Annotated in this window: 18 protein-coding genes; 13 read left to right on the top strand and 5 right to left on the bottom strand. The window is 43.9% G+C overall.

Annotation, left to right across the window (positions count from 1 at the left end; genetic code table 11):
* Nucleotides 1-64: 64 nt before the first annotated feature.
* The 10 genes from ASL14_RS04745 to ASL14_RS04695 all read left to right on the top strand — a co-directional run bounded on the left by ASL14_RS04745 (nt 65) and on the right by ASL14_RS04695 (nt 13,269).
* Nucleotides 65-1,285 carry a hypothetical protein gene (locus ASL14_RS04745; RefSeq protein ID WP_134910642.1) on the top strand — a complete coding sequence of 407 codons (1,221 nt, stop codon included), beginning with the start codon at nt 65-67 and terminating at the stop codon, nt 1,283-1,285.
* Nucleotides 1,286-1,556: 271 nt separating this feature from the next.
* Complete coding sequence (locus tag ASL14_RS04740; RefSeq protein ID WP_025682889.1) at nt 1,557-2,051, top strand: hypothetical protein; 495 nt, start codon at nt 1,557-1,559, stop codon at nt 2,049-2,051.
* A gap of 36 nt (nt 2,052-2,087) precedes the next feature.
* Nucleotides 2,088-2,705 (top strand): hypothetical protein, encoded by a 618-nt coding sequence (locus tag ASL14_RS04735; RefSeq protein WP_134910641.1) that lies wholly within the window; start codon nt 2,088-2,090, stop codon nt 2,703-2,705.
* Entirely contained in the window at nt 2,690-5,470 is a 2,781-nt protein-coding gene (locus tag ASL14_RS04730) for a filamentous hemagglutinin (protein WP_134910640.1), read from the top strand. Before ASL14_RS04735 ends, ASL14_RS04730 begins: the two co-directional genes overlap by 16 nt.
* A 36-nt stretch (nt 5,471-5,506) precedes the next feature.
* The gene (locus ASL14_RS04725) at nt 5,507-9,496 is read left to right on the top strand and encodes a DNRLRE domain-containing protein (protein ID WP_134910639.1); all 3,990 of its coding nucleotides are present in this window, start codon (nt 5,507-5,509) and stop codon (nt 9,494-9,496) included.
* An 840-nt stretch (nt 9,497-10,336) separates the two neighbouring features.
* Nucleotides 10,337-10,873, top strand: a complete 537-nt coding sequence (locus ASL14_RS04715) for a sigma-70 family RNA polymerase sigma factor (RefSeq protein WP_134910637.1) — start codon at nt 10,337-10,339, stop codon at nt 10,871-10,873.
* A 168-nt stretch (nt 10,874-11,041) separates the two neighbouring features.
* A complete protein-coding gene (locus ASL14_RS04710; RefSeq protein WP_134910636.1) occupies nt 11,042-11,506 on the top strand; it encodes a hypothetical protein in 465 nt (154 codons plus the stop codon).
* Nucleotides 11,507-11,538: 32 nt separating this feature from the next.
* Nucleotides 11,539-11,856 (top strand): hypothetical protein, encoded by a 318-nt coding sequence (locus ASL14_RS04705; protein WP_134910635.1) that lies wholly within the window; start codon nt 11,539-11,541, stop codon nt 11,854-11,856.
* 17 nt (nt 11,857-11,873) lie between these two features.
* Nucleotides 11,874-12,221, top strand: a complete 348-nt coding sequence (locus tag ASL14_RS04700; RefSeq protein WP_134910634.1) for a hypothetical protein — start codon at nt 11,874-11,876, stop codon at nt 12,219-12,221.
* A 97-nt stretch (nt 12,222-12,318) separates the two neighbouring features.
* Nucleotides 12,319-13,269 (top strand): sigma-70 family RNA polymerase sigma factor, encoded by a 951-nt coding sequence (locus tag ASL14_RS04695; RefSeq protein ID WP_134910633.1) that lies wholly within the window; start codon nt 12,319-12,321, stop codon nt 13,267-13,269.
* 117 nt (nt 13,270-13,386) lie between these two features.
* On the opposite strand, the gene ASL14_RS04690 is transcribed toward ASL14_RS04695, so the two are convergent.
* Nucleotides 13,387-14,475, bottom strand: a complete 1,089-nt coding sequence (locus tag ASL14_RS04690; protein ID WP_134910632.1) for a M24 family metallopeptidase — start codon at nt 14,473-14,475, stop codon at nt 13,387-13,389.
* Nucleotides 14,476-14,547: 72 nt separating this feature from the next.
* Nucleotides 14,548-15,276 (bottom strand): MBL fold metallo-hydrolase, encoded by a 729-nt coding sequence (locus ASL14_RS04685; protein WP_134914392.1) that lies wholly within the window; start codon nt 15,274-15,276, stop codon nt 14,548-14,550.
* Between the two features lie 212 nt (nt 15,277-15,488).
* Here ASL14_RS04685 and ASL14_RS04680 point away from each other — a divergent pair, with 212 nt between their 5' ends.
* Nucleotides 15,489-16,010 (top strand): GNAT family N-acetyltransferase, encoded by a 522-nt coding sequence (locus ASL14_RS04680; RefSeq protein ID WP_134910631.1) that lies wholly within the window; start codon nt 15,489-15,491, stop codon nt 16,008-16,010.
* 134 nt (nt 16,011-16,144) lie between these two features.
* Here ASL14_RS04680 and ASL14_RS04675 read toward each other — a convergent pair whose 3' ends face one another.
* The 3 genes from ASL14_RS04675 to ASL14_RS04665 form a co-directional block, all read right to left on the bottom strand.
* Nucleotides 16,145-16,579 carry a threonine/serine exporter family protein gene (locus ASL14_RS04675; RefSeq protein WP_134910630.1) on the bottom strand — a complete coding sequence of 145 codons (435 nt, stop codon included), beginning with the start codon at nt 16,577-16,579 and terminating at the stop codon, nt 16,145-16,147.
* A 20-nt stretch (nt 16,580-16,599) separates the two neighbouring features.
* Complete coding sequence (locus ASL14_RS04670; RefSeq protein WP_134910629.1) at nt 16,600-17,355, bottom strand: threonine/serine exporter family protein; 756 nt, start codon at nt 17,353-17,355, stop codon at nt 16,600-16,602.
* A gap of 112 nt (nt 17,356-17,467) precedes the next feature.
* Nucleotides 17,468-18,325: a hypothetical protein gene (locus tag ASL14_RS04665; RefSeq protein ID WP_134910628.1), complete on the bottom strand. Its 858-nt coding sequence runs from the start codon at nt 18,323-18,325 to the stop codon at nt 17,468-17,470.
* 416 nt (nt 18,326-18,741) lie between these two features.
* Between ASL14_RS04665 and ASL14_RS04660 the strand changes: the two genes are divergently transcribed.
* Together ASL14_RS04660 and ASL14_RS04655 are read left to right on the top strand one after the other, a co-directional pair.
* Nucleotides 18,742-19,518, top strand: a complete 777-nt coding sequence (locus tag ASL14_RS04660; RefSeq protein ID WP_134910627.1) for an HAD family hydrolase — start codon at nt 18,742-18,744, stop codon at nt 19,516-19,518.
* Between the two features lie 92 nt (nt 19,519-19,610).
* A complete protein-coding gene (locus ASL14_RS04655; RefSeq protein ID WP_134910626.1) occupies nt 19,611-20,291 on the top strand; it encodes a protein kinase family protein in 681 nt (226 codons plus the stop codon).
* Nucleotides 20,292-20,380 lie beyond the last annotated feature (89 nt).

Here is a 20,380-nt window from a genome sequence, read left to right as displayed (position 1 = left end):
ATATTGCATTCGTAACAAAACATAAAATGGGATTTTGTGAAATCCCGACAAGGAGAGATGAGTTATGGCAGAAACAAGAGGTATTGCGAGATTCCGTGGTGAGCAGTTGAATAACAAACTGTTGCGGAATCAACATTTTGATGAAGCGAATAAGATTGCAGAGAAGTACATTGACCTCCAGTTTCATAATCACCGTGAAATTTTGGAAGACACCAAGATTGATGTATTTGTACAGGTTAATGAAAAAGCGGTTGCTGGCAGCACACAACTGGATGTATCGGGCGATATTGGTACAAGAACCGTCTCGACCGGAGACAAAATGGAAGGTGTCGTGCTGACCGAGAAGGTGCAGCTTCGCTCCGCCGGTACAGACAGCCCGATCGGAGACAGCGATTCTGACGTGGTATACGCTCGTCTTGAAGAAAGTAAAGGCAGCTACTTTCTGAAATTTTATAGTGTAGAAGGGGGCAAAGAGCAGCCTTATACATTTGATGCAAATGCGGGCAAGATTGATTATCGTTTCGTGATTCGCACGAATTTGTCTGTCATTCCTTCGGATGCGATCATTCAAGGCGGTAGCGGATTCGTGGAAGGGGCCACCGATGCCAAGGCCTATATGAACCTGATTCAGTTGATGAAGGATGTATATGGTTCAACGGGTACGCTGGACAATGACGGTAATTCGAATCTGATAGTTTCTATTCAAGATCAGGTTAGTCAGGAGGTACAAGATCGCCAAGATGCGGATCAGGCGATTCGGGATCAGTTGGCGTCTGCTACAGGCGCACAACTGATCGGGGTTGCGACAGATCCGAACTATAGCGGAGTGACTTTACAGTTGGCTCTCAGCCATTTGGCGCAGCGCTTGAAATCTTCTGAGGATTTGATGAATGGAATTAATGACCGGGATGCAGATTCTTCAAATGGTTACTTCAAAGCAGGTGCTTTTGGTAATGCGGAAGGTCGTATTCTTGATTTGGAGAAGGTGGCAGATGCTGCGTTCAAAGCATTAAGTGTGAAAGTGGGCACGATCGAAGCTGCGGATGAAGAAGAGGTATTTGAAGCAGTTGGGGGCGAGACGGAATACACTCTAAAAAAGGGAAAAGCCAAAGACAAAACGGTACGTCTGGCCATCAATGGGCAACTCCAAACACCAGGTATTAACTTTACTTATATCAAGGATGCCGGCGGATTGATTACAGGCTTTAACTTTACGCCGGATACGTTGAAGGTTGTCGAAGATGTACCGGATATTTTGTTCATTCAGTATAAAAAGGCTGAATAAGTAATAAAGCAGGCTTAATCCTATTTTCTTAAACAGGTAACTCTTTATATCCATCAGCTTGAGTTATAGTAGCACCCCTTAGAAGCGTTGAACGAGTGTATGCTCATTCGTAGCAGCTAAGGGGTGTATTTATGTCTACCTCTAAAGAGTTTTGTAGGTTTTATTTCCGCAGAATGTTAGTTTTCGATTCTAGTTACTTATATTGAGTATGCCATGAAGAACGTGGCGAAGAGTTTTATTTTATCTTTTCTAAATTGAAGGAGGAAAAAACATGCCAGCACCAGCAGTATCATGGCTTAAAACAGACAACGTAACAACATTGTCAAAATGGGAGATCGGGACGATAGATGCGGGATCTTCTTCTCCATCCCTGGGTGTACTTATTTGGAACAACCGGGGAAATGTAAACACTGATTTCTCTACGATGACCAATTGCACCATTACGACCAAGGATAGCTCAGGTGGAGATAGTGGTGAGCTGGTCCTGAATACATGGATTCAGGTACGTGTGGATAGTATGGCAGAATCCAGCTTTACTTCAATTGGCGGGACAGCGACGAAAGTCATTCAGGCTGGCGGGAATACGGTCAATTCCAAGGGAACCTTTTCGCCGGGAAACAAGGAAATTCTGGGTGTTATCAACGATGGCTCCGTAGGGAACTCCAAAGGCAATTACACACAAGTGACACTACAAGCAAGCGTTCCGGCTACAGCTACGGCAGGTAATGTCAATTTTCTGACACGCGTGGCCTATCAATACGTCTAACAACTGATATCCAATACAATGGGAGGAAGAATATCTATGTTTGCACAATGTAACGGATATTCTCCTGTGTCACAGGATTTTATTTGGCTAGGTGAGTACACGGACGGTACTCACCTTTCTGAGTATGATTTTGTCACTCAGGCAGAAAACAGCTTTTACGCTATTCAAAGAGATAAATTGATTCGCTTTGGCATGGTAGGGCATGGTCAAACCTTTTTCTTTGAAAGTGACGGTATTTTCAAATTAGCTGGCAGGATGGTGGAACTGGTATATTCAACGCCGGACAAAGACTATAACCTGACGGGGAATGTGTTTCAATCCTACAGGGACATTATTTCATATAAGGATGCGGAGGCATCTGGATTACCCAATTATAGCCCTGCTGCGGCTGGAGAAAAAGGCGTAATGAGCAGTACGATTACCCAATTTAATTTTGGATATAAGGCGGCACTTCTGATTGACCATGTTGAATTTCATGTTAAAGCGATCTGTAAGATTCCATTCAACGCACCCGTTCATATGGCATTGAGACTAGTATCCAATACGGAAATGAATGGTAAATTACAGGTCAAGGTAAACGGCCTGGTTACACAGGAATTCAGTGCTCCATTAAAACCCGATATCGGAGGTGAATTGAATTGGCTGGTTCAGTAATTCGTAATTATACGATTGAAGTGGATAAAATCAATAAAAAGTCAGTATTCAGTTTATATCCATATCCTGTAGAAGTCTTTACTCCAAATGGCTGGGAGAATATCCAAGAAGAGTTTGAAGAGCTTCAGGGAAAAAAACTAAATGGTAATTACACACTAACACCTGATGAAGAGCAGATGTATCAAGAATATAAGCAATTGGCTGATTCCTTTTACGAAAATAAAATAGCATCCACGATTATTTTGGATACCGTCGATCCGACGGGAATTGACATCGTGGGCAGAGATCGGGTTCAGCATGTATTGGATGCAGAAACCCGTGAACAGATTCCGTTTGGCCGTGAATTTGCTTATGTGCATGGAGCCTCCTACCTTAGCGGAACGATTATTTTACCCTATGATGATTACTCGGATGTATATGTAGTCAGTGATGCAGATGAAGATGGTATTGCTGAGCTGACCTATGTGAAGACAAAGGAAGAGACTGACGGCGTAAGGCCCTATTACGAGAAGGTCGATGGTCAAACCTATATCTATGTGGGACATTTTTCCGGTGGTGGTGGAACGCAGGCAGATCCTTATATTGTTTCTAACGAACAGGATTTGGATGATGTACGGAAGAAGCCTGGGGCCTGGTATATGCAGGATAGGGATATTGTCATGGGGAGCTTTCAGAGTGGAGAGGGGTTTACACCGATAGGTAGTGATAATGCCAATCTCGTGTTCACAGGTGTGTATGATGGGAATGGGTATTTTATAAAAAGCTTGTTTATGAATCAGGATAGAAATTTTGTTGGTTTATTTGGTTGTACTAGGTCTGCAACAATACGTAATTTAAGATTGATTGATCCTAGCATCACTAACAAAAAGGGGTATACAGGAGCTTTAATAGGTTATGGATTTAATACTTCAGTATATAACTGTAATGTTATTTCAGGAGTAATAGAAGGTCAGAATGGATATGTTGGCGGGTTAATCGGTCACCTATATCAAGACATCCGCAATTATTCAGGCAGCTCAATCATTAATTATTCATATAATTATAAGTGTAACGTTCGATCCGCAGGCAATATTGCAGGAGGGTTCATTGGAAATGTAAATTATTACAGCGGCAGTTTCTCAATTGCATATTGTTACTCTACCGGTAAGGTTGAGGATATCACATTAGCTCGGGAAAGAAGCAATATTGGGGGCTTTATAGGCAGTAATAATACTTCTGCAATCACAAATTGTTATTGGGATATAGAAACCTCAAAAGTTCCAACCAGTGCAGCAGGTGTTGGTAAATCTTCGTCGGAATTAAAGGTTGCATCCACATTTGAAAATTGGGATTTTTCAAATTATTGGTACATGAGTCAGGATTACAATGGAGGATATCCTGAGCATCGACAGTTTATTCGATATCAGAACGGAACAGGAAAAAAAGAGGATCCTTACATTATCCTGACAGAGTTTGATCTTGCTCAAATGCGCTGGTTCCGTGAGGGATTTTATTTCAAATTTGAAGATGATATCAAAATGACACAATTCCAGGCGGAGGACGGATTTTACCCCATTGGTTTTAATCTTGTGGGTAAAGAATCGTATTTCAAAGGATATGTTGATGGTGGGGGGCGCTGTGTTGCTAACTTATTCATCTATCGTCCCAATGATCAATTTGTAAGTCTGTTTGGCTACATGATGGGTGGATGGATTAAGAATCTGGATATCGTTGATTGTAATGTTACAGGTAACAGTTATGCAACTGCATTAGCAGGCCAAATTTCCAAATCTACCATTAGCAATTGCCATGTCGATACATTTTCTTATTGCAAAGTTACAAGTAAAGGAAATCATGGAGCCGGTTTGGTAGGACAAGTAACTACGGATGGAATCATAGAGGATTGTAGTGTAAATGTAACTGTTGCAGGAGTAGGCTACACTGGAGTGTTCGTAGGCTATCTCACTGGTAATGGAATCCTACGCCGATGTTATGCTTCTGGTAAAGGCGAGAGTACAGGGGATTACTTGGGAGGATTTTTAGGTTACGGTAATGGTTCTCCTATAGTGGAGGATTGCTACACCATTGCAGAGTTAAATGGAGTAACGGTGGGCGGATTTGGTGGCAATACGGCTACCCTCACGATAAAACGGTGTCTCGCGTTAGGCAAGGCATTTGCTTCATCCGCTTTGAATGGATTTATTTATACAGGTAGTGGAGTCTTTTCAGATAATTACTTTGATAAGGAGTTGTATAAGAATGCTTCTAGCACAGGGGGATCGGGCTTGACTACCCGTGAAATGAAGTACAGGGGAACCTACTCCAATACGGCTTGGAATTTTGACGACATATGGATCATGGATCCTAAATATAATGACGGTTATCCAGCATTAAGGAAGCTCTTACCTCTTGATCTACCGCTGCTCGGCTTCCGTAATGAATTTGGTAAATACTATACGGACAATGCAGGAGAGCGGCTGCGTTACCTGGAGTTTGGCACATTAGTCGCAAGCCAAACCTCTTCCCCCAAACCAGTATGGTTGCAAAACAATGCTGATTTCCCGGTGAATCAACTCAAAACATGGGTGGATAGTGCGACAGTAGCTAAAGGGATGGAAATTGATTTAAGTATGTCGGATACTCCATTTTTGCCTGCTCAGGAATTAGCTTTTAACGGCATATTGGCCAGGGGCAGCGCGGAAAAGCTCTATGTAAGAATCAAGTCGGATATTGCAGTGAAGACGGGTGGAACGTTTGATCTAAGGGCGAAAGCAAGCCCCATGTAATGATGTTCCAATACAATGGAATAGGGCGTGATGTTCATGTTTAGTAAGAGAGGATTAATCCTTTCCCTTCACGCTTCCCTTGCCGATCAAGGTTTAGAGGTTGGCTCCAACTCAAAACCCACTTCGCAATGGCATGATTTGAGTGGTAAAGGAAATCACGGCATACTGAATGGCTTCCATTTTACGAAAGATGATGGTTGGGGGGGCAGAAACACCCTCGCCGATCCCTATGCCCTGTTTTTTAATGGGACGAGCCATTATATCCAATGTACAGGCGCAGATACCTCTAAGCCTATCGCCAGTGTTACCTTTGAAGTGTGGATATATTATATCGGGGGTAACGTTGTTTTGTCTTCCGGGGGACAGTTGAACGATACTCAGGGCATTTTAGTCATGTTTAACCCTACTGGGGAATTGGAGCTTCAGATCGCGACCCGTACGAGAAAAGCATATGCCAACTTAGGGAGATTACCCAGAAATGAATGGTATCATATTGTTGGGGCATATGACGAAATTACAGGCAACCTATCTACCTTTCTGAATGGCGCTCCTCAAGGAAATGTGCAAGCCGAAGTCACTGAACATATCAAGCAGCCAGATGGACTTTTTATTGGTAAACACAATACAGAGGCTAGCCAGTGGTTTCGTGGATATATTCCTGTTGTACGGATGTACAATGTTGCACTAACGATGGATGAAATCGTTGAAAACTATATGGCTGGTTACCTTTTGGGGATAAGTCATTCTGACATGCAGATTCATGCGAGAGTACCGGAAAGGCAGAATCTCACAGCATCCTTGCAAGTGGGAATTAGCGGGGGAGTTCAAGGAAAGCAGACCATTATTCCTACGGACATGGCTGACATGTCTTCACATATAACCGTTAAAAAGCCTATGGATGTAGTCAGCAATATGCATATTAATACTCATGTTTCTGTAAAAGCGCACTATGCGGCCCACCCTGCGGATCATGATGATGTACAGAGTGCTATTGAAGTTAAGGTAGCGGATAATCTTGCAGCCGTGCTGGTTGTTAATACATCAGGTAAAGCAGCAGTAAAGGCTCGCTACGGTATCCCGCCTGCGGATAACAGCGATGTTCAAGGTAGAGTGGCAGTTAAGGTATCCGATCATCTCACTGCTGTGCTGAGTGTTAGTTCATCAGCTATAGCAGTAGCCACATACGATGTGAAGCGGCTCATGCCAAATGATTTGCACTCCAGCCTGAATGTTGAGCAACAGGGATTTCCTTCCCGGATATCGGTTCAAGCAAGTACTACTTTAGCCGCCCAATACGATATTCATGCTGCTCAGAAGCAAGATCTCAAAGCTGCAATAGAGATCAAAAAGCCTAATGATATCGTCAGCAGCTTAAAGGTAAACACTCAGGCAATCAGCAACGGAAGATATCAGTTACGGGGAATTGAGCCTGCTAATCTCAGCTCCAGCCTGCAAATTAAGTCTACTCATCAAATATATTCATCATTTTCTGTACGTACCCATACTCACCTAGCCGTGAAATATAGTATAGAGTCTTTTGGGGCCGGAGACTTAACCTCCTTTCTAACGGTACCAAGTATATCTGAACTACACGGTAGCATTCAGGTAGGCAGCCATACCCGAATAATAGGGCACTACCATATTCATAAAAGTCATGTTATAGATATATATGCTAGTCTGGAAATTAAGAAAACGGAGAATCTACCTTCATTCTTGTCTATTACATCCTGTACCCAGTCTACCGGCAGATACCGGATAACTTCTCGGAGTTATGATGATCTTCCCTCGGCAATGACGGTTCGGGAAGTTTCGGATATGGTTTCATCCATAGGAGTTGCACCCTATACCTGGATGAAAGGCAGATATGATGTTATCGAGCCCCCGACGTACACGACTAGTATTTATTCTAATAAAGATGCTTTTGTTCGTGAGTCTCAGCCCAGATTAAACTATGGTGTTGAGGAACAAATGTATGTCGGATATTCTGCCTCGGCTCAGGAGAGATACAGATCTTATGTTGGTTTTGATTTGGATACGGCTTCTATTCCCAAGAAAAATACAACGTTTAAATCGGCCAAGCTCAAAGTGTATTTCGATGGTCGCAACGTACCCCAGAAGGGGATACAGCTCATTGAAGCATCCAGGGAATGGACAGAATACGGAGTTACATGGCAAAATCAACCGTTTCCGTTTGGCTTTAGCAGCCCCGATTCAACCTATGTCGGTATAAACATCGTTCAAGATGTAGGTGGAGATTCAGGGTACATTTCTTTTGATGTGACTGATTCCATTTGTGCATGGTATGAAGGAAAAAGGCCGAATTTTGGATATATCTTCAAAGCTCTGGATGAATTTGAAAATGGAAGTATTCGTTTTTTTACCAAGGAGCAAAAATCGTACCGTCCTATATTAGATATTACCTACTATGATACTCGTATCTATAGTTTGGGCAGGAACAGTATAGAAGGCGGCCTTACCTCTCGTGTAAGCAAGGGGTCGCAGCTTAAAGGCTCGTTACGCATTAAACAGTCCTATGGAGCAACAGTTTGGAAGGGAAGCCTGTTTGTCCATAACCAAAGGGAGATCCTGGCCGATATCACAGTGACGGTACCTAACTTAAACGGTAAGGTGTCCGTACGGCGTAAGGATAATCATTCTTTGGAAGCTCAGCTTGTTATTGCTGTTGCACGTGAGAATTCATTGGACAGCACCCTATGGGTGAATAGGGAAATAGTACCTTCGAATATGTATGTCTTTTACAGGGAGAACCTTGCTTCCGAACTGAGCGTTGCCCGCTGGGCAGTTCCGTTTCCCGAACTTCCGGCAACGATTCTTGTTAATCGTAAGGAAACGCTTGGGTCGATCCGTGTAAGAAGGACAGAGCATCAGGATATCTCTTCCGGTATGGAACTGAGTATCCCTAATATATTAGGGAGCATAACCGTTTTTCAGGGAGCAGTAAAGAAAAGCACTATTTCAGTCCGTAGATCTCGTGAAGCGGATCTGATGGTGGAAGGACGTATACTTTATAGACAAGATATGCCTGCAGATATGAATATCCACAATCCTGATTTTTACGGCAGGCTTCAAATTGTGTTTAGTAATCTGCTCATATCCGATTTGTCTGTAAGAACAAGAGCGCATTTCGGGCTACCTTCAACGGTCACAATACCGCATTATACTTCTTTGAGATCAAGTATAGCGATCTGGCCGAAAAAAGATGTGCCTTCAAGCCTTACCGTGCTTTCAGGAAATTTATGGACCTCCATATCCATTCCGTACCATAAAAGAATGGATATGCAGTCACGAATTACAGTGCGAGTTAAGCTCATTTCAGATTTGGAAATTGCAGTAGGAGTAAGATCCGGCAATCTAGGCTCTAACATAAAGGTTCGAGTGGACAGCTATACGGATCAGTCTTCTCATCTGCGAATCAGACGTAGTCATTTGGACTCTATCTCGAGTGAGCTTTACGTAAAAACTTGGGAGAAATCTGAACTTAAAGGCAGGATCAGTGCACGGAAAAGCCGTGAATCTGATAGATGGTCTCGAATCTCGGTGCGTCTTTCCGATCAGCAGGATTGGGATACCGAACTATCGGTTCGTGTTATGGAACACCATGATCTGAATGCTGAAGTGGGGATTAGGCGGGACGCAGCGTATGATAAATATGGTCGCGTTACCGTTCGACATTCAGAGCAAACAGAGCTTCCATCAGATTTGGAGATTCGGGAACATAGTCACATCACAGGCTATCTAACTGTGAGAAGGACAGCACAAATAAGCTTACAAAGTGATATGAGTGTGTGGGAGAAATCCATTGTCACTGGCTCAGTGGTGGTCAGACAGTATCGACAAAATGATCTTCATAGTTACATGGACATTTGGAAAAGATCTATATTAAAAGGCCATATTTCCGTGTGGCAGAAATCATTACTACCTGGGGCTATACAGGTTCAGGTGTATGATGATATGGCTTCCAGTATAGATGTGGCTACAGAATACGGATACTGCTTTATCATGTAAACTTAACCCCTGCTATTCGTAGCAGGGGTTAAGTTTTACTGATTTTTACTTATATTGAACCTGTCAGGGAAGAAAATAGACAAAAGGCAGGTGATATGGGCTGGACATAAATGTAATAACCGCGGTTATTGGAGTCATCGGCTACGCCAGCGGTCGTAGTAATAATAAGGTTACGGATCGAGAGCTATTGTCAAAAGATGAGCAGGCTTTCCGGGTCACCCTAATGGATGCATTGTCAAGTCATAAGGAGGAAATCCATCGCTTAAGTGAAGAGGTAGCTGTACTTCAAGCTGAAAATTTAAGTTTGCTCGCAGAAAACAGATCTTTGAATGCGAAGGTAGAGGCATTGGTAGCCAGACTTGAAGGTGGATAGGAAATAGATTTTTAGGTTGATACTTGAAATAGGTCTTATGGAACATGTTCGAATTGATTCAAAAGGCTTGTTTGAAAGATGTATACACAAAAAAATAGAACAATATAACCAGATGAAAATAACACCAATCAATGTTAGGAATTGACAAGGTTATATATACCTATTAAAATGGGAACATAGGTTCGTATTTTTAAAAAGTAATAGATAAATTGCAACTCTTCTGATAGATATGACGACTATTAGAGTAGAATCCTAAAAATTATATATTCAATTAGGTAAATGGAACTGATTCAAATGTATTACGTATTAAAAAAAGAGTAGGGTAAGATAAAGAAAAAAGTGGAAACTAATTGTCGAATGTCGAATGTCGAAATTCGGAAAGGAGTTGTGATACAAGTTTTAAGGAGGGAACAGAGTGAACTGGAACCTATTGATTTAAAATAAACTATTAAAATAGGAGAACCGCAATGATAACGACAAATGTCAGCTCATTTGACCCAGAAACGTTAAATCATATTTTTAACTTTATACTTCGTGGTGTTAACGAGGAGGATCGAGAAGATGTGAAACAGGATTCAATCGTTCAAATTCTGACAGCGATCCACAAAGGGGATATAAAAAAGGATATATCTACTTTTTCACATACGGTCATTAAACGTTCTGTGGTTGACTATTATCGTAAAAAAAAACGTAAAATTACACAGTTCAGTACAACCGTTAACTTTTGCGATGGCACAGATGAAGAAGGCTCTATGGCCAATTATTACTCGGTTCAAGTGAATGATTATGGGTTTAAATTAGCAGACGTGAAGGTAGACTACTTAAGCAATCGTAACAGATTCACAAAACAGGAGCAACGAATCATAAATTTCATGCTATTCACCGAAGAAGGAATGGATATGAAACCTACAGAAATCGCCCATTATCTTGATATTCATAAATCTCATGCTTGTCGAGCCGTGAAAAAACTAAGAGAACTCTATAAAACTGAGATTGACAAATAAACACTCTGATATACCACTATCAGAACAAAATCAAATCCAAAAGGAAATAGAAAGGCACTACGCACTGCCCCTTACTATACATTAATTAGTATACATATCTGACTGAGGCATTGCAAGTGAATGATTCTGAAAATTCAATGAAAATTGTTAATAAGGAAGGTAGTTTACATGTTGAGTCGCTATTTAGTCGGTGGAAGATTAGATCCACCTTTCTATTCTACCAAAACAAGGCCCTGCATAGCAAGCCGCAGGGTTGATATAGATGGCTTAAGAGCTTTAGAAGGTAAAAGGATGATATTAGATACCTTTAAGATATCCAATGATCTTGAGTTTTTCGCTATTTCAATAAAGGCGGATGTTATTACCCCTGCTGATTATTGGTCCTTAGTGGTTGATGAAAATGTAATTGTTAACCATGTATATTGCAAAGATTATAGTGAAGGTCTCTATTTTCAGGTAGCTCATCCTGTAATGGGCGGGCGGGAATTTCGTTTTGAATTTTACACGGAGAGTGCTGACCGCAAAAGAATAGAAGTATCCTATTATTTTTTGACAGACCCGAAGGTTACCCTTCGTCTAAACGGTATAACGAACCAAAGCTATGATCCTATTTCTCTACCAGACCGGGTTTAAGGAACAGCACCTAGGGAGGGAGGTTATAGAACATGATCGGTTATATGAATAAATGCCCCCATTGTGGGGCGGAATCTTCTTTTGTTCCTGAAGAGATGGAATGCGATCAATCCCTTGTTCTTTGGTGTAAGCACTGTGGGGATTATATCAATCAGACCATAACGATGGAATCCTTGAGGAAGTGGTGGGCGAGATACGACGCAGGCGAAGACGCATTTAAGCCACCTGTGAGCAAAGGCATACTGCTTATGTTTGAAAAGCTGGAACAAACGTTGGCAGCAGAACCTGACTGTAACCTGAATCGGGTTGAAATACATCTCAAGGATTTTACAGACTATCGCTATAAATAAACTCTGGAGACAAGGCTATGAACTATACGAACAACAACAGGTATCAGCAAGATGGGGAAGATTCTGATTCAGTAGAATTTATACAAAATATTAGCAAAATTCAGAGAGTTGTCAAAGAGAATAAGGAGCTTAAAAGGAAAAATCATCATCTGATTTCCCAAAATAGACAACTTGCGGCCCGTAATCAATTGCTCGAATTGCAAATGAATGAATATACGTCTTTGGTTCAGGAAATGGAGCAGCAGTTCCTTACCCAGCACGAGTATGTGTTGGATTCGATGCAAACTAACCAAACGCGTTCAAAGAATTTTTTATTCTTGGATGATTCCGGCCATACGTATCTCATTAACTATTCAGATAAATAAATTCTAAAAAGGTAGACCGACTACTGGAGTGTGAGCGTGATCAATGTAGAAGGAAATTCATTATGCTGGTATTTCCAGAAAATACGGGGTGAACGGATTGCTCAGTGATACGTATGTACAATTAAGAAAGCCTGCTGTGAAGGATATGCATAATATAAAGCTGATCTGTGCGTGTAAAGAGGACAAAGACCTTCTTGGGGAATTTCTTCAAGAGAATCGGAAATTTATATTTTCGATTATTATGCGATATAAGGGAAGTATAGAAGAGCTAAAAATGAAATTCAAGGTTACTGAAGATGACTTATACCAACAAGCATGTATAGGATTACTAATGGCACTCAAGGATTTCGATATTCATCGAGGAATTAAATTCACTACGTATGTAGTAAGGCCAATTTTATGGGAGGTTAATCAGTTATTATATAGCAACTCTCAAGAGGTAAGACTTAGTCGGGGAGCTATTGATATGATCCGAAGAATGGTAGAAATAGAAGATACACTGGGCTACAGGCCGAGTGAGCAAAGAATGGCAAAGTTGCTTCAAGTTCCTATAGAACGTTACAGGGAAGTTGCCCAATTCAGTGATGCAATGGAACATTTTGATTCAATAGATAACTTCGAAGCTATAGACAACTCACAAAATAACATGGATGAACATGTGATTAATAAGGTTTATGTTCAACAACTGTTATGTAGTTCTCTGTTTACAGAACATGAAAAAACCGTGATGCACTTAATTATGAAGGGAGCTAATAACTCCCGGATATCTGAAATACTCCACGTATACCCCATGACAATCAGCAGGATGTTAGCACGTATCAGGAAAAAAATAGACAAACACAAACAGGATACTGAGAATATCCAAATTGAAGCTCAATCAAAATACAGAGAAGAAATTAACTTAATTGTAGAGATGAGTAAAGAACATAAACAAGTCTTGAATGTTACAGACATTACAGATGTACTTAAAATATCCGGCTATGATATTTCAAAGTATTCAAAACGTGTTCTTTACTATATCCGCAAAAAAGCAAAATTAGCTATATAAAGTATAGCAAAGTTAATCGCAAATCACAACTGCTCTCGATCGATATTAGAATCAAGAGGGTAAAAAAAGCCCATGCAGTTTTCAGCATGAGCTTTAAAGCGAAAAAAAATATCGAACTTATCCCAGTACCGTTAGCTCTTTCGGAAAAGAGGTCAGTACTTCTACGCCGTCAGAGGTGACCAGAACGTCATCTTCAATCCGCACACCGCCGAGGCCTGGCACGTAGATGCCGGGCTCTATGGTGAACACGAAGCCCTCATGAAGCAGGTCTTCATTGCCGCCATGCACAGACGGATATTCGTGAACGCTCATGCCAAGGCCGTGTCCAACCCGATGGTTAAAGGCAGGGCCATACCCGGCAGCTTCTACAACTGCACGTGCTGCCTGGTCTACCGACGCGCAGGATACACCCGGACGAATGGCGGCAATACCAGCCTCGTTTGAGCGGAGTACCGTCTGATAAATCGTCTCCAGCTCAGCTGACAGCTTGCCAAAAGCAAAAGTGCGCGTAATGTCTGAGGCGTAACCATCTGAATATACGCCCATATCAAACATGAGCAGATCGCCGTGTTGCAGCTTGCGGGTACCCGGAACACCATGAGGCAGCGCTGTTTTGGGTCCAGATAGCACCGTAGTGTCAAAGGACGGGCCATCTGCGCCGATTTTCTTCATCTGGTATTCAATTTCGGCTACCAGCTCGACTTCTGTTACGCCTTCACGCACATGGGTCAGGCCGTGGTGAAGCGCGTCCTCTACCAATTGTGCGGCATGTTTCAGACGCCGTACTTCCTCAGGTGTTTTTCTTACGCGCATAGCCTGAAGCACGGGACCGAGATCCACATATTGAGCCGCACCAATAGCAGTATGTAGCTGCTCGTAGCGGAGTACGGAGACATGTTCTTTTTCCAAGGCGAACACCTTCACTCCAGTGCCTGTGCGCTGGCGCAGCAGATCATATGGATTATCTGTATCTGTGTGGGTAGAGATGCGAGTCACGGAAGAAGCAGCGTGGGCCGCCTCCGCATCCAGTGCAGGCACGATCAGTTCAGGCTCCTCGTCCCGTAGCAGCACCAAGCCGAGGAATCGCTCATGCGGCTCACTGGCAAAGCCAGTCAGGTAGTAGATATGCTTGGGATCGGTGACGAGCAATCCGTCCCATGACTGTGACTTCAATTCATCATATAGCCGGGTTATTTTATCATTCATGCAGATTCATCCCTTTCTATTCATGAATTCATTATAACGCTTATTACATATTTGTTTATAGATCTGACTACTTTAGTCTCGTTCCTGACTTAATGTCTGTAGACGTGCCTGTACATTCTGATCATAAAAACCCCCATGGTAGCACAGCACCTTCTCGACATCCAATACGGTCAGTTTACCGAGGCTTTCCAAGGCCAGTGGCATATCCGGTGTAGCCGATTCAGCAGGGCCGACCAGTTTGCCTTCAACTACACGGAGCTCGTCCGCCGCCAAAAGCAGCTTTTGTGCGGGCACATACAAGCTGATATGTCCCGGTGTGTGACCAGGTGTATGAATAATCTGTATTCCTCCACCATAAGGAAGATGCTCACCGTCTTCGAGGACATGGGCAAAGCGCAAGTCCGGCAAGCAGCGGATCATATCCTCTGCTTGCTGTTTGAGTGTATTATCCAACTGATTGATTCGTTCCGGTGTCAGCTTCACAAACGGCCGATCCCCTGTCATATAAGGAATATCATCCTTATGAGCCAATAGAGCGGTATTCGGTAGCAAGTCCAGTAGTGCATGAACATTACCGATATGATCAATGTCCTGATGCGTTAAAATAATTCGCTTCAGGTGGCTGATATCCTCTCCCACATCTGCAATAGCCTTGCGCAACGCTTCCAACTGGCCTAGCATCCCCGTGTCAATGAGCGTAAGCCCGTCCTCATCCTTGAGCAGCACAGGATAAATCGTTGTTTTTCCAAAGAAAGATTCCATAGGTATTTCCAAAATCAAAATTTGAGTTCCAATATTCATATAAGCTGCTTCAGAATCCCGTGAACTCCGAAGCACACCTCCTCGTCTCATGTTGTTTAATGGGGTGGCCAAGCTTTGAAGCTTTTGATTTTCTTCAAGCTCTATTATAGAACCCTTTGCATCCGAACCGCAAAAAACAACTCGATATGGCTGTTTGGGAGCTTGTCTTGTACAATGAAATAAATCAACTGAACAGGAGGCGGATACGAACGATGAATAGGGCCCAATCTTTTTCCATTGAATTTGCGCGCAGGGAGAATCTTCCGGATATTGTGGGCATTTATAATTCCACCATTGCAGGACGAATGGTAACGGCAGATCTGGAGCCCGTGACAGTGGAGAGCCGTATCCCATGGTTTGAGGCTCATCAAGAAGACCATCGACCTTTGTGGGTTCTGAGACATAAAGAGGCGATTGCAGGGTGGGCCAGTCTCCAGTCTTTTTACGGACGTTCAGCTTATAACGGTACGGCGGAAATCAGTATTTATGTCCATGAAGATTCTCGTGGAACTGGAGCAGGAAGTCGTCTGGTGCAGCACGTACTGAATGAATGCCCTAGGCTTGGAATTACGACGCTGTTGGGGTTTGTATTTGGTCACAATGAGCCGAGTATCGCCTTGCTGCGCAAGTTCGGTTTTGAGCAATGGGGTTATTATCCGCGTGTTGCGGTGCTGGACAGCATAGAGCGGGATTTGGCTATTCTGGGTAAACGAGTGGATGTTGAGGATAAATAGACGAACAAACATCGTTTATAAAGTGGAACATGAAAAAAAAGCTGCATCCAAAATCTTCTATGCACTACAATCGTGCGTGTTTTTGGAAGCAGCCTTTAATGTTGTGAAAAAATGATGTTGCTTATCCCCATCGTTTAACACTGCGGTTTCAAACGTATGTTGTGAAAAATCTGATTGAGCACCTCGGACAGCACCAAGCCGACAGCAATGGCACCTGCGATCATGAGTGTGCTCATAGCCAGCTCCAGCGCCTGAGGATAATTATGCTGTACAAACTGTCGCATCGCATTGTAGGCCATTCCTCCCGGAACCAGCGGAATCATGCCTGCCACGCTGAAAATAATAACGGGCATTTTGTACAGTCTGGCCAAGCTCTGGCTGATGATCCCGATCAGAACCGTTGCCAAGAGGCTGGCACTCACGGGCCCCATGCTGTCTGTCGTCCAATAATAGACGAGCCAGCCCAGCATCCCGACGAAGCCGCATTGCAGCAGTGAACGTCGGGGAGCGTGAAAAAGAATGCCGAAAGCAGCGGTAGCAATAAAGCTTGTTAATAATTGTGCAACCATAAACTTGGATCTCCTCCAAATCACATATACGAAATGATAACTGCAACGCCGGCTCCAATACCAAATGACGTCAAGCAAGCGTCAGCCCCCTTGGATATGCCCGAAACGAGGTGTCCGGCCATTAAATCCCGAATGGCATTTGTAATTAATAAGCCTGGCACCAATGGCATAACGGAGCCAATAATGATTTTGTCCATCATCTGGCCCCAGCCTGCAACTGTCAGTAAAGCCGCCAGCAAGCCAATTAGAAAAGATGCCGAAAATTCTGAGAAAAACTTAACCTTAACGAGCCTGTGAAAATATTGCACGGCTGCGAAGCCAGCCCCGCCGCAGAGAACGGCTGCGGGGAAATCCCGCCATACCCCGCCAAACATAATCATAAAGCAGCCACTCGCCAATGCCGCGGCTGCCAGTTGTACGCCGTTGGAATAGCGGTGCGGACCACGTTCAATCTTGGTCAGCTCCGTAACCGCTGCGCGGGGTGACAAGCCACCCAGACTTATTTTACGTGAAATCGCGTTAACCTCTACAACCTTATGCAGATCCGTGGTCCGCTCCACAATCCGGATCAGCTTGGCAGGCTCCGCGTCGTTAATGGCAAAAAAAATCCCGGTCGGTGTCACATAGCTATGGGACTGGGGTATGCCGTAGGCCGAGGCAATGCGGGACATCGTGTCTTCGACGCGATAGGTTTCGGCTCCATTTTGCATCATGAGCTTGCCAGCCAGCAGACAAACCTCGATGATCTCAGGAGTAGGATGGGAATGATTATTCATGCTCGCTCTCTCTCATTCGTACCGGGCCGTTAGGCCGTATTATTTGTATATATTGTAGCACAACAAGCCGCCTTTTCAGAGGCGGTTGTGTGGGGGAATAAGGAGTAATCCGTCAAGATTCCATCGTATCGGGAATAACTGTATAGTAGGACTCTTCCAAATGTGTTGCCGCCTCAGACAAGCCCATGGATCTAAGCTGTCCTGCTACAAAAACACGAAGGGCAGAATGGGTGAACAGATGGCGTGTTTGAGCGTCCCGAATAAAGGCCAATCTCGCTTCACGCGAACCGTTGCGGAACAAATCACGAACCGTTTCACCTTGTTTATCCCAATGAAAGGGCTCTGCCACGCTTAAAAGAGCACTCTTAATAGACGAACGCTGTTTTGCGGAAGAAGGAAAGGTCGGAATGCCCAAGCCGTTCAGTGTAGGGGCAGCTTCGTTTTGCTTGCGCTCGATTCGCAAATTGTCGATGTAGGCAGCCATATCCTGAATCGGTTGGACACCGAAGCGTTCCCGAAAGCACTCCCGCACTAACGCGGTGCGTTCATCTATGGCCTGAGGCGGCCGATGTCCTGCATGTCCTGTATAATCCTGTCCACTGGCGTAGTATCGCTTTAATGAACTGTTCTCTGTATAAACAACACTTAAAAAATCCTGCAAGTGGCGGGCAACCACCCATACACCCGTCCAGTCAACAGGGGATATGCACACAATGGGGGCCTGCGAAAGATCCTTTTCAAGTCCAAAATCCGTTAAAAAGCCGTAATGTATTCCGTCCACGCCCGCGTGGGCAAAGGGAATCACATCCGGCGGTGTAGCCATATATCGTGGCGCGCGGCCATGCTCCATAATCAATCCCAAATCAAAACTCAGAGAATGCCGGTTCGCTTCAAGCTCCTGTTCAAATTCTATAAGTGCCTCAATCAAAGGTGTAGCTGATCCGTAGGCAGGGTTAGAACCGGAATTCATCGTGTATGCCTCCTTATCCAAGTACATCCGTAAAGCGTTCATCCCTAAAAGGTACGTGATTTTACACGAAATGTAAACCTGTATGCTGAATCTTTTCAAAAATGTGACCTTTTACCTGTGTGCTATGAAATAAGCCGCTTTCGGGCAAAACAGGACGAGATACCTATTTTAGATAAGTACAGAAGTAAAGTGAGTTTGCGAAAAGGATGGTCTTTTCATTTTATGACTGTCACGGTGAAGTGTGAATGCGGGAGTGGTTATAACAACAGATACAAATAGCAGATCAACTATAGATACGAGCTATGGATGGCGAAGGGGTAAGATGTAATGTGCAACGCATCGTGTCAGCGGGTATAATATCAGGACAAGGTGAAGATGGACGACATCCAATGATTTTTACAGAAAGAAGTGGGTATATGAACTTGCACAAGAAGGCCGTTTTTTTTGATGTAGATGATACAATGTACGATCATTTGCACCCTACTCGCGATGCATTGCGTACAGTATTAGGATTGAGTGAACGTTTTCCTTATGAAGAGGCTTATCATCGTATTCGTTATTACAGTGATGTATTGTCGGCAAAAGGAGGACTATTGGAGGGGAAGGCTGGGCCGGATGAGCTGGAGGATATGAGGGAAGGCCGTTTTGTCCTGGCTTTACAGGAATTTGGGGTGAATATTACCCGTGAGCAGGCAGTGGATATCCAAAAAGAGTACCTGGATCGTCAGTACCGGATTGAGCCTTTCGAGGGAGCTACATCGTTAATGGATGAATTGAGCTCGGCAGGATATCTGGTCGGCTTGATTACGAATGGCCTCGAAGATCACCAGATGAGCAAAATCAGGGCCATGGCTCTGGAAAATCATATTGCGGCAGAGCATATTTTTGTATCCGGAACGGTTGGCTATGCCAAGCCTGATCCACGTATTTTCGAAGTGGTGAACGAACGGACAGGGACTCTGGCAGAGCATTGCTGCTATATCGGGGATTCCTGGCGCAATGACGTGGCGGGAGCTGTAGGGGCCAACTGGCGGGTCATTTGGTTCAATCACAGGAAGGCTGCCCCGGAGTCTGAGGTAGCGGGAGCCTATGAAACAGTGGCAAGCTATTCAGAGTTGAAAAAATTACTGCTGCCGGACGCATCAATTACGGCACATACCATATCTGCCCAGGTGGGTCATACACCATCCTGAATCCATTCCTGAAGAAGGCTCGTAATACAACTTATCCGACATATGTCTAACTTCATTCAAATGGTTCAGAACAGAGAAGGAAGGGATCGCACATGGTTGAACAATGGAGGCAGGCAGACGAAATCATAAGTCAAGTGACTGTTTACAGTACCGAGGATAATGATCCGGTTACGATTAAAACAGTCTCCCAAGACGTCCGTTGTATTGGCATCGGGACGGATGCGGCCGTATTTACGCTCGATACGTTGCCCGGCTACGCGTTTAAGGTATACTCAGACATGGCGATCGAGAAGAAGGATGCGGAGGCCGACGTATACGAGCGGTTGCGGGGGTCCGATTTTTTTCCTCATTATTACGGGAAAGGCGATAAGTATATCGTCATTAGCTATGAATCAGGTATTACGCTGCTGGATTGTCTGCTGCAAGGCATTCCGGTGCCGGAGCAAGTGATCCAGGACGTGGAAGAGGCGAGGGAGTTTGTCCGTTCCAAGGGGCTGAATCCCCGTGATATTCACCTCAAAAACGTACTGATGCAAGATGGACGCGCCAAGGTATTGGACGTATCCGAGTACGTGAAGGAGGGCGATGACAAGCGCTGGGAGCATCTGGTGTGGGCGTATCATACGTTTTACTCAAGTATCTCGGAGGTTAAAGTTCCGTCATGGATTCTGGAGACGATTAAAAAATGGTACTACAAGCTGGACAACTCCAGCTTTAATCTGGAGGAGTTCGCCCAACGCGCCAGCCAGTTATTTTCCAAATGGAAGTCATAGCCGCAGAAAATCTTCATCTTCTTACAAAAAAGGATTGCACCCGTATTAGGGGAGCAATCCTTTTTGGCACGTTACCAGACATGTCTTAC

Source organism: Paenibacillus sp. IHB B 3084, assembly GCF_001447315.1.
Taxonomy (GTDB): domain Bacteria; phylum Bacillota; class Bacilli; order Paenibacillales; family Paenibacillaceae; genus Paenibacillus.
Note: the sequence above shows the minus strand (reverse complement) of the source record. Positions and strands in the feature narration are given on the sequence as shown.

Bases quoted from the DNA above. Each gene is read 5' to 3' on its own strand.
- ASL14_RS04745 (WP_134910642.1), top strand. From the start codon at position 65: ATGGCAGAAACAAGAGGTATTGCGAGATTCCGTGGTGAGCAGTTGAAT.
- ASL14_RS04740 (WP_025682889.1), top strand. From the start codon at position 1,557: ATGCCAGCACCAGCAGTATCATGGCTTAAAACAGACAACGTAACAACA.
- ASL14_RS04735 (WP_134910641.1), top strand. From the start codon at position 2,088: ATGTTTGCACAATGTAACGGATATTCTCCTGTGTCACAGGATTTTATT.
- ASL14_RS04725 (WP_134910639.1), top strand. From the start codon at position 5,507: ATGTTTAGTAAGAGAGGATTAATCCTTTCCCTTCACGCTTCCCTTGCC.
- ASL14_RS04715 (WP_134910637.1), top strand. From the start codon at position 10,337: ATGATAACGACAAATGTCAGCTCATTTGACCCAGAAACGTTAAATCAT.
- ASL14_RS04710 (WP_134910636.1), top strand. From the start codon at position 11,042: ATGTTGAGTCGCTATTTAGTCGGTGGAAGATTAGATCCACCTTTCTAT.
- ASL14_RS04705 (WP_134910635.1), top strand. From the start codon at position 11,539: ATGATCGGTTATATGAATAAATGCCCCCATTGTGGGGCGGAATCTTCT.
- ASL14_RS04700 (WP_134910634.1), top strand. From the start codon at position 11,874: ATGAACTATACGAACAACAACAGGTATCAGCAAGATGGGGAAGATTCT.
- ASL14_RS04690 (WP_134910632.1), bottom strand. From the start codon at position 14,475: ATGAATGATAAAATAACCCGGCTATATGATGAATTGAAGTCACAGTCA.
- ASL14_RS04685 (WP_134914392.1), bottom strand. From the start codon at position 15,276: ATGAATATTGGAACTCAAATTTTGATTTTGGAAATACCTATGGAATCT.
- ASL14_RS04680 (WP_134910631.1), top strand. From the start codon at position 15,489: ATGAATAGGGCCCAATCTTTTTCCATTGAATTTGCGCGCAGGGAGAAT.
- ASL14_RS04675 (WP_134910630.1), bottom strand. From the start codon at position 16,579: ATGGTTGCACAATTATTAACAAGCTTTATTGCTACCGCTGCTTTCGGC.
- ASL14_RS04670 (WP_134910629.1), bottom strand. From the start codon at position 17,355: ATGAATAATCATTCCCATCCTACTCCTGAGATCATCGAGGTTTGTCTG.
- ASL14_RS04665 (WP_134910628.1), bottom strand. From the start codon at position 18,325: ATGAATTCCGGTTCTAACCCTGCCTACGGATCAGCTACACCTTTGATT.
- ASL14_RS04660 (WP_134910627.1), top strand. From the start codon at position 18,742: ATGAACTTGCACAAGAAGGCCGTTTTTTTTGATGTAGATGATACAATG.
- ASL14_RS04655 (WP_134910626.1), top strand. From the start codon at position 19,611: ATGGTTGAACAATGGAGGCAGGCAGACGAAATCATAAGTCAAGTGACT.